Below are 9,129 nucleotides of genomic sequence, written 5' to 3'. Positions count from 1 at the left end.
GCCTGTCAAGCCGAAGATCGCGGGTTCGATCCCCGTCGCTCCCGTACAGCCTATAGTCTCACCCTTCAAGGTGCCAAGCCCTCGTAATGTACGAGGGCTTTTGCTTTTCTGACCCCAGATGATAAATTGTCCCCATTGTCAACGTAGCGAGGCTCAGGTCAAGTCCGGAATAACCCGATTCGCTCCCAGGGATCTGTAAGGTGGGGAGCATTCCAATGACCACGATTCTGATTGAAAAAAACGTCATGGTCCCGATGCGGGATGGGGTGCGGCTGGCAACCGACATCTATCGGCTGGAGGGCGCGCCCCCCACACCGGTGCTGGTCGTCCGCACACCGTACAACAAAGACCATATCTTGGCCGGAGACGACGTCTTCAACATTTTCCGGGCGGTGCAGGCCGGCTACACGGTGGCGGCGCAGGATGTGCGGGGACGCTATGCCTCCGAGGGAAAGTTCACCCCGCATGTTCAAGAGACAGATGACGGCGTGGATATGTTTAGCTGGACCGCCGTTCAATCGTGGTCAAACGGCATCCTGGGTACCTTCGGAGGCTCTTACCTGGGTTGCACGCAGTGGCTTCCGGCTCGTGAAAATCCCCCCGCCTTGCGGGCGATGGCTCCGGCCATCACCTTCTCAGATAGCTACGAGGGCTGCGCATACCAGGGCGGGGCCAAGGTACTCCATGATCTCCGTTGGGTAGTGGCCAACATTGTTCCGGCGGAAATCGAGCGCCATATCGCTCGTGGTCAGCAGCCGCTAGCGAGTGAAACCCGTCTGGACGTGGATGGGGCGCTGAATGAACTGCCGCTCGCCACCCATCCCTTGATCCGAGAATACGCACCCTTCTACCTTGACTGGCTGGCACACCCAACGGCGGATGACTATTGGCTGCCCGCTTCACCCCAGGCGGGATATGAGCAGATCGGCGTGCCCGCGCTTAACATCAGCGGCTGGTACGACATCTTTCTGTGGAGTACTTGCCAGAATTATAAGGGCATGAAGGAGCGAGGCGGCGCGGAAGTCGCCCGTCGGAACCAGCGTCTGATCATTGGCCCCTGGACGCATATGAATTTCAGCGGCAGTTTCCCGGAACGGGAGTTCGGGGCGGGCGCCAGTAGCGCCGCTATCGACCTGGCTGGTATCCATCTGCGCTGGTTCGACCACTGGCTGAAGGACGTGGACAACGGCGTGGATGAAGAGCCGCCCGTTATGATCTTCGTGATGGGGATTGACCAATGGCGCACAGACGCCGATTGGCCGCTGCCGGATACCCGTTATCGCCCCTACTACCTGCACAGTGGCGGACAGGCGAACACGCTTCATGGCGACGGCCTCTTGTCCGCGGAGCCGCCGGGTGACGAACCGCCCGATGTGTATCTGTACAATCCCTTGCGGCCGGCGCCAACCGTCGGTGGGCAGGTGATTTTGCCCGGCGGCAATGCGATGGGGCCGCGCGACCAGCGCGAAGTCGAATGGCGCGACGACGTTCTGGTGTACAGCACGCCGGTGCTGGATCGACCGGTCGAAGTCATCGGCCCCATCGAACTGCACCTGTTCGTGGCCTCGTCGGCGCGTGACACGGACTTTACAGGCAAGTTGGTCGATGTGTACCCCGACGGCCGTGCCATCATCCTGACTGAGGGCATCCTGCGGGCGCGCTACCGCCATTCATTCACGGAGCCCGAACTGCTCAAACCGGGCGAACTCTATGAACTCCGGCTCAACCTGTGGACCACAGCCAATGTGTTTTTGCCAGGCCATCGCATCCGCCTGGAGGTTTCGAGCAGTAACTTTCCGCGCTTTGACCGCAACAGTAACACGGGGGGAGACATTGCCAGCGAAACGGCCGATCAATACCAACCGGCTATCCATCGCATTTTCCATGATGCCGCGCATCCCTCTCATCTGGTTCTCCCCATTATTGAAAGGTAAACAACTAAACGGTTAAGAATATGAGCAAAACCAGTTCCAGCTACTGGGGAGTGGCCTTCCTCGTAACAGGGATGTTTATCTTTTCCCTTCAAGATATTGCCGTGAAATGGATGGGCGGCGATTATCCCGTATTGGAAATCGTCACCTTTCGCAGCCTGGTGGCTCTACCCCTCACCTTGCTCCTTTTTCGCTATGAAGGGGGAAAAGGGTTACCAACCACGCCGCGGCCCAGGCTTGAATATGTCCGTGGTATCTTCTTTTTTCTCTCCTACACCACCCACTTTATGGGCTTGGCGGCGTTGCCGTTAGCCGAAGTCGCTGCCATTAAGTTCTCGGGGCCGTTGATGATCACCATCTTATCGGTGCTGCTACTGGGCGAGCTGGTTGGGCCACGTCACTGGCTGGCGTTGCTCGTTGGCTTCATGGGGGTGCTGCTGATTGTCAGACCGGGTTTGGCATCCTTTAATATGGGGTCTTTGTTTATTTTGCTGTCCGTCCTCTTCTATGCGCTGGCCACTATCCTCACGCGTAAACTGCAAACCACAGATAGCAGCGCCACGATGGCCTACTATAGTTCGCTGGTCTACCTGGTGGCTACCTTTATTTTGGCTCCGCTGCTTATCGCTGTTGGTGATTTCCCCGATGCTCATCCGAGCATTGCCTTTCTATTTCGTTCCTGGACCATGCCGCCTCTGTTAGATTTGATCATCATGTCCGGGTTGGGGCTGGTTTGGGCGGGGGGGATGTATTTCCTGGCTCGCGCCTACAGCGTAGCTCAGGCCTCGGATGTTGCCCCGTTTGAATATTTAGCCCTGCCAATCAATGTGATGTGGGGCTTTGTTCTTTGGCGCGAGGCGCCAACCTGGCTGACATTGGCGGGCGCCTCCCTGACGCTGGGGAGTGGGTTATATATTTTGTATCGAGAGCGGCGGGAACGCCTAGTGGAAGTAGGGTATAACTACGAATCACAGGGCGGGATAGATTGAGACACATCCTCCCGGGAATACCTGCGTCGCGAACAGGACAGACCGCATGGTTCCTGCGCTTGCACAGATACTACGTGAACACCCAATGGAACATTTCTAATGATGTCATCGTCCCATTAGAGCAAGCGCCCCGATAGACGCAAACCATCGGGTGCTATGCCAAAAGTGACCGAAGGAGAACAAACGATGACAAGCAATAAGTTGTTTGGGACGCTATCCATTCTGTTGATTGCCCTGTTGGCTGCCTGCAGCCCGACAGCGCCCGAACCCGGCGCTGGAGAGACGGCTGCTACGGCCACGCCGGAGACGCCAGCAACCGACAGCCCGGCTGACGCGATTACTACCGCAGTCAAGGCCCACCTGGTGAGTGAGTTGGGCGTGGCCGAGAGTGATATTGAAGTTGTATCGGCTGAGGCGACCGAGTTCACCGACTCCTGTCTGGGACTGGGGGGGCCGGCAGAAAGCTGCCTTCAGGCCATCACGCCGGGTTGGTTAGTCATGGTAAACGTGGCCGGGCAGGAATACGAAGTCCACACCGATGAGACGGGCCAGCAAGTGCGTATCGCCGTCGAGACGCCGGAAGACGATGGCGCGGCCGATGCGGCCGTGGGCGCGGCCCAGGAATTCCTGGCGGGCGAGTTGGGCGTCGCCCTGGGTGATGTGCAGATAGTCTCGGTCGAGCCGGCTGAGTTCTCTGATGGCTGCCTTGGATTGGGGCGGCCGGATGAAAGCTGCCTCCAGGCCATCACGCCGGGCTGGTTGATCATGGTAGACGTGGCCGGCCAATCGTATGAAGTTCACACCGACGAGACGGGGCAGCAGGTGCGTGTCGCCGAGTAGCCGGCGCGGTCGAGCATCGGCGCGAGGAGCGCGACCGGCTCTTGATATGAGCGCGACCGATCCCCGTCGCTCTCGTAAATGAATGGGCCAGCCCACAAGCTGGCCCATTTCCGTTTCACCGCCGGCTACGCCAGTGTCACTCATGCTTCCGCGGCTTCGGACTTGCTGCCCGTGACTGCCCCCGCCACGCCCGTCAGCCCGGCGTGGATGCCGCCGCCCAACAGTAGCAAGACGAGCATATCCAGCGGCGTGCCCCACGGCTTGTCGAGGTAGAGCGCCTGTATGCCCACCAGGACGGTCGCGAGAAAGGACAGCGACGCCAGCAAGACCAGCGTCGCCGTGTTCAGCCGCGGGCTCCACCGCGCCCAGGCGACGCTGACCTTCCTCCAAAGCCTCTCCAACTCCGGCAGCAACGCCGGCGCGGGAAGTTCAGGCCCCAAGGCCCACGTGGGCGACAGCAGGGTCGCGCCTTCCAGCGGTCGTTCCCGCTTTTGCTGTTCCAGCAGTTCCAGCCTTCGCTCTTCTAGTGTTCGCCAAGCGGCCTGGATGTCCAGATCGGGGCGCAAGACGCCGAAATCCGCGTTATGCTTGATCGCGCCCAGCTTGCGTTGCGCCATCGCTAGATGAAACGACGTGTCGACCACGACGGGCCGGCCGGCCGCGGGCGCGGTCATTAACGCCTCGCGCCAGCGGCGCAGCGCCTTGACGTGTTCGGCCAGCCGCAGCCAGCGCCGGCTCAGCGCTTCCAGCGCGCCGCCCTGCTTCAACCGCTTCGCCACCTCGTTATACGGGACGGATTGATCTTCGAACGTCGTGGCGTCCTTCAGCACGCCCCATAGGCCGGGCTTGCCGTCGCCCCCGATCTGGCCGTAGAGCCGGCTGACCTCCCCGGCCAGCTTCTTGAGCGCGTCCACCTGAAGGCAAAGCCGGTCGAACTCCTCGCGGGTGGCGCGCGCCTCGGCCAGCGCCTCGTTGAGCGCGTCGTAGTCCGGCCGCTTGCCCAGGAACGAGCGCAGCCACAGCACGATGGCCGGCTGGTGCAGTTCCTTGAGTTGCCCTTCGTCGATCTGCTGGCCCACCCCCACCAGTTTCAAGCCGTTCGATTCGCCGTCCTCTTCCGGGCAGGCAAAGCGCGGATACCGCTTGGCCTTCGGCGCTCTCCGGCGCACAAACTCGGCGCACTCGGCGCGGAGTTGGCGGATCTGCTGGTACTCGGCAGCGACCCACGCCGCCAGGTGGCTGAGCAGCGTCCCCAGAAACGCCAGGCCGACGAACGTGAAGAGGGAGCGCTGCACGACGATGGAGAGCTTCACCGCGCCGCCGGGCGTCTCCTCGGTCGCCTCAGTGGGGTTCGCCGCCGGCGGGAGCAACTGCACTGTCCCGGTGTACGTCCCGACGCGCTCCAGGCCGAGCGGTTGCAGGCAGAGCGCCCGGACGGACGGCGGCAGGGTCATGTCGCCGCAGCTCGTCACGCCGACCCCGCCCGCGTCCGCCTCCGAAGTCAGTACGCCCGGCAGCCCATCGGCGGAGATGACCAGCCGTTGGGCGCCTGGCTCGTAGAATACGGCCAGCGGCGACCGCAACACCGCCTCACCGCCTCCGAAGAGGGGCAGCGTGGCGACGCCTTTTGCTTCTTCAGTCAGGATTTGGGTGTCGCCGTCGGTCTGGCCGAGCCTCGTTGCGCGCGCGCCCGCGGTCAGGACGATGAGCGCGACGACCGCCAACGAGACCGCCCAAGTAACTCGCCATGAACCCCCGCGCCGCAGCCACCACAAACGCGCCTGACTGTATTGCCATCCCATCGTATTACCCTCCACGATGACGGGCCTGCTCAGGGGAAGAGGCCCGATGCGCCCCACCTGAATGAGCGCTTGGCGTAAGGGTAAGGATTACCGGCCGGGATGTCAAGTAGGGGCGCACCTGCGTGTGCGCCCTGGGGCAAAACGCGCTGCTCTGGGGCAGACACGCAGGTCTACCCCTATAAGGCTGTAGCGCGGGATGGTATCCCGCGTCCGTCGGCGCGAAGAGGCGGGTTGCCAACCCGCGCTACAACGATCGCCGTTACCAGAAGCCGGCGACTACCTCGCTCGCCTCGTCTTCCAGTACCGGCCCCACCACCTCGATCCGCTTGCGCCCCCGGCTCAGCACCTCGCGGGAGGGCAGGAACATCACGTCTTCCGATACCTCACCGACCATCCCGTTGAGCCGGACTGTACTGAGGCCAAAGACCACGCGCCGCACGTTGCTCCAAAAAATGGCCGCGGCGCACATGGGGCAAGGCTCCGCGCTGGCGTAGAGCGTGCACGTCGCCAGAAAGTCCGGCTCGAAGGCGCGGGACGCCTCGCGCAGCAGGTTAGTCTCGGCGTGGCCGGTGCAATCGCGCTCGGTCACGACCGTGTTCTCGCCCTTCAGCAATACGCGCCCCGCGCCATCCACCAGCACCGCCCCAAAGGGATGGTTGCCCTTCTCCCGCGCCTCCCGCGCCACCTCGAACGACAACCGCATCCACTTCGCATCATTCTCATCCATAGCGCCTCCTACTGACCGCCAACCCGCTGAACGCTTAGGCTGGGGCAGACACGCAGCGGGGGCAGACACGCAGGTCTGCCCCTACTGACCACTGCTTACTGCTAACTTCTACTCGTCCAACAAATACACCGGCTCCGCATAAAACCGAATCTGCCCGTTCTTCTGCTTCTCCAGTAGTTGCTCGTGCAGCCAGCGGTTCTTCTCACGGATGGATTGCTCGGAGCGTAGCACCTCCAGGTCAACGTTGACCCGCAAGATGCGGCCGGGCACGATGAAGCGCGTGATGCCCGCCGGCAGCCGCCGCCCGGCGCAGGCCAACTGGATGACCTGCTCCACGGAGTAGACCGGGAAGACGACCAGCGCGGTCATGTCCGGGAACTCGTGCTGCAGCTGGGCCAGGTCGCGGCTGAGCGTGCGCGAGGTCAGACTGGCGTCGATGTAGGCGCTGGTCAGGTTGTTAAGCGCGTCCAGCCGGTTGACGCCGGGCTTGGCCTGCACCAGGTAGCCGTCCCCCTCCACGAAGCGCAGGTAGCACAGGCCGCCGTAGGCCATCTGGGCCTCGGTGGCCTGCCGCGCGCTGGTGGGCGTCAACTCGATCTCCGGCAGCCCGCGCAACAGTTCCATCAGCGCAGCCCGGTCGATCTGGCGAATGACGTGGTACCACGTTTCCAGTTGTAGCCCCTCGGTATTGGCCTGGAAAACCTGCACCAGCATGTGGGGCAGCCCTAGCTGGCGCATGGCGGTGGAGCGGGTCGCGCCGTCGAGCACCATGTAGCCGTCGTCGGTCTGCATGACCAGCGGCGGGTTCTTCAGCAGGCCGGTGCGCTGCAAGCCCTGCGCCAGCCGGTCGACGCGCTTCTGATCGTACAACTCGTGTGGGAACACGTTGTCGCTGGGCACAATGCGCAGTGGCAGGACGGGTTCGATCACGTTGGCGGCGAAGAAGTCGAGGAACTTCTCGGCGATGGTGATCGCCCCGTCGCGCGCGGCGTCGGCGGTGAAGCCGGCGATGCGCGGCGTGGCGATAACCAGGGGGTGTTGCACCAGCGGGTTCTCCGGCGATTCGCCGCCGCCGAACACGTCGAGGGCCGCCCCGGCGATGCACTCGTCGTCCAGCGCCGCCAGCAGCGCCGCCTCATCGACCAACTGGGCATGGGTGGTGTTGATCAGGTAGGCACTGGGCTTCATGCGCTCCAACTGTTCCGCGCCAATCAGCGAGTGCGTCTCGGGCGTCAGCGGCGTGTGCAGCGTGACGAAGTCGGATTCGGCCAGCAGGTCGTTGAGATCGACCGACCGGACGTTGGCCTCCAGCGCCAGTTCGGGGGTGAAGTGGGGCTGGTTGACCAGGATCTTCATGCCGAACGCCTGGGCGCGCAGGGCCAACTGCCGCCCCTCCGGGCCAAAGCCCACGATGCCCAGCGTCTTGCCATAGAGGCCCATGCCGGTGTGCTGGGGACGCCGGCCAGCCCCCTGGCGCAGGCTCGTCTCCGCCCAGGGCAGCCGGCGGGCCATCGCCAGCAGCAGGCCCATGACGTGCTCAGCGATAGCCAGGGTGTTGGACGCCGGGGCGTTGACGACCTCGATCCCCCGCGCCCTGGCCGCCGTCACGTCGATGTTGTCCAGCCCGGGCATGGCCCTCCCGATGATCTTCAGGCGGAAGGCGAATTCCAGCAGATCGGCCGTCACCTGGGTCTCGCGGCGCACGATGAGGCCGTCGTAGTCGGGCAGAAGGACGCACAGTTCAGCCGGCGTCAGACCGGCGCGTACGTCCACGTCAACAGCCGCGGTCAGCAGTTCCAGGCCGTCTTCGTGGAGCGGCTCGCATACCAGGACGCGGGGGATTTGCTTCTCATTCACAGCGCGCCTCTACAGAGCCGGCAGCGGGTTCAACACGTTGCGATAGGCCACGCCACGCAGCGCGTCGGCCACCTGCTCGACGATCTCCACGCCCACTCGCCGCTGCGCCTCCTGGGTGCTCGCGCCCAGGTGGGGCGTGTGCAGCACATTGGGCAGGCCGATCAGCGGGCTGTGGGTCGGCGGCTCTTCCTGATATACGTCCACGGCAGCCGTGGCGACCTTGCCGCTGCGCAGGGCGTCGGCCAGCGCTTCCTCGTCGATCAGCTTACCGCGGGCTACATTCACGATGACGACGCCGTCTTTCATGCCGGCAATGGTCTGGGCGTTGATGATCCCCTTCGTCTCCGCGGTGGACACCGCGTGCAGGGTGATGACGTCGCTCTTGGCCAGCAGTTCCGGCAGCGACAGGAGCGACACGTCCAGTTGCGCCGCCGCGTCCATGCTCACGTAGGGGTCATAGGCCACCACGTTCATGCCGAACGCCTGGGCCCGCTGCGCCACCAGCCGGCCGATGTAGCCGAAGCCGATGATGCCCAGCGTCTTGCAGTACAACTCCGCGCCGACGAAATCGGCGCGCACCCATTGGCCGGCGGCCAGTGAGTTGTGGGCCTTCACCGTGTGGCGGTGGGCGGCCAGGATGAGGGCCATCGTCTGTTCGGCCGTGGCGACGCTGTTGGCGTGGGGTGTGTTCATCACCAGGATGCCGTGGGCCGTGGCCGCCTCGACGTCGACGTTGTCCACGCCGATGCCCGCCCGGCCGATCACCTTCAGGCGCGTGGCGGCGGCAAGCACGTCGGCGTCCAGGCGCGTGTCGCTGCGGATGATCACGGCGTCATAGGCGGGGATGACCGCTATCAGTTCTTCTTTCGTCAGGCCAGTTCGCACGTCATAGGCGACGTCGGCCATGCCGTCCAGCCGTTCCAGGCCGGGTTTGCCCAATTTGTCAGCGATAAGAATTTTGTAGGTCATGATGATCTCCTCTG

7 protein-coding genes are annotated in these 9,129 nt (G+C 63.4%); 3 read left to right on the top strand and 4 right to left on the bottom strand.

Going from position 1 to position 9,129, the window contains the following annotated elements; all coding sequences use genetic code 11:
* Window positions 1-215 precede the first annotated feature (215 nt).
* The 3 genes from ACE3UY_RS21560 (at window position 216) to ACE3UY_RS21550 (ending at window position 3,760) form a co-directional block, all read left to right on the top strand.
* On the top strand, window positions 216-1,934 hold the full coding sequence (locus tag ACE3UY_RS21560; protein ID WP_374689538.1) for a CocE/NonD family hydrolase: 1,719 nt from the start codon (window positions 216-218) through the stop codon (window positions 1,932-1,934).
* Window positions 1,935-1,954: 20 nt separating this feature from the next.
* Window positions 1,955-2,920: a DMT family transporter gene (locus tag ACE3UY_RS21555; protein ID WP_374689537.1), complete on the top strand. Its 966-nt coding sequence runs from the start codon at window positions 1,955-1,957 to the stop codon at window positions 2,918-2,920.
* Between the two features lie 186 nt (window positions 2,921-3,106).
* Complete coding sequence (locus tag ACE3UY_RS21550) at window positions 3,107-3,760, top strand: hypothetical protein (protein WP_374689536.1); 654 nt, start codon at window positions 3,107-3,109, stop codon at window positions 3,758-3,760.
* A 140-nt stretch (window positions 3,761-3,900) separates the two neighbouring features.
* On the opposite strand, the gene ACE3UY_RS21545 is transcribed toward ACE3UY_RS21550, so the two are convergent.
* The 4 genes from ACE3UY_RS21545 to ACE3UY_RS21530 all read right to left on the bottom strand — a co-directional run.
* Window positions 3,901-5,484: a hypothetical protein gene (locus tag ACE3UY_RS21545; protein WP_374689535.1), complete on the bottom strand. Its 1,584-nt coding sequence runs from the start codon at window positions 5,482-5,484 to the stop codon at window positions 3,901-3,903.
* Between the two features lie 337 nt (window positions 5,485-5,821).
* Window positions 5,822-6,289, bottom strand: coding sequence for a nucleoside deaminase (locus tag ACE3UY_RS21540; protein WP_374689534.1), 468 nt, complete (start codon window positions 6,287-6,289; stop codon window positions 5,822-5,824).
* Between the two features lie 108 nt (window positions 6,290-6,397).
* Window positions 6,398-8,146: an NAD(P)-dependent oxidoreductase gene (locus ACE3UY_RS21535; RefSeq protein WP_374689533.1), complete on the bottom strand. Its 1,749-nt coding sequence runs from the start codon at window positions 8,144-8,146 to the stop codon at window positions 6,398-6,400.
* Between the two features lie 9 nt (window positions 8,147-8,155).
* On the bottom strand, window positions 8,156-9,129 hold a 974-nt coding region (locus ACE3UY_RS21530; RefSeq protein ID WP_374689532.1), incomplete at its 5' end, for a hydroxyacid dehydrogenase.

Origin of the sequence: Promineifilum sp. (SeqCode) (genome assembly GCF_041918635.1) — a bacterium.
Lineage (GTDB): Bacteria > Chloroflexota > Anaerolineae > Promineifilales > Promineifilaceae > Promineifilum.
Note: the sequence above shows the minus strand (reverse complement) of the source record. Positions and strands in the feature narration are given on the sequence as shown.

What these genes read in the sequence shown, in the direction of transcription:
- ACE3UY_RS21560 (WP_374689538.1), top strand. Translation starts at nt 216, where the DNA reads ATGACCACGATTCTGATTGAAAAAAACGTCATGGTCCCGATGCGGGAT.
- ACE3UY_RS21555 (WP_374689537.1), top strand. Translation starts at nt 1,955, where the DNA reads ATGAGCAAAACCAGTTCCAGCTACTGGGGAGTGGCCTTCCTCGTAACA.
- ACE3UY_RS21550 (WP_374689536.1), top strand. Translation starts at nt 3,107, where the DNA reads ATGACAAGCAATAAGTTGTTTGGGACGCTATCCATTCTGTTGATTGCC.
- ACE3UY_RS21540 (WP_374689534.1), bottom strand. Translation starts at nt 6,289, where the DNA reads ATGGATGAGAATGATGCGAAGTGGATGCGGTTGTCGTTCGAGGTGGCG.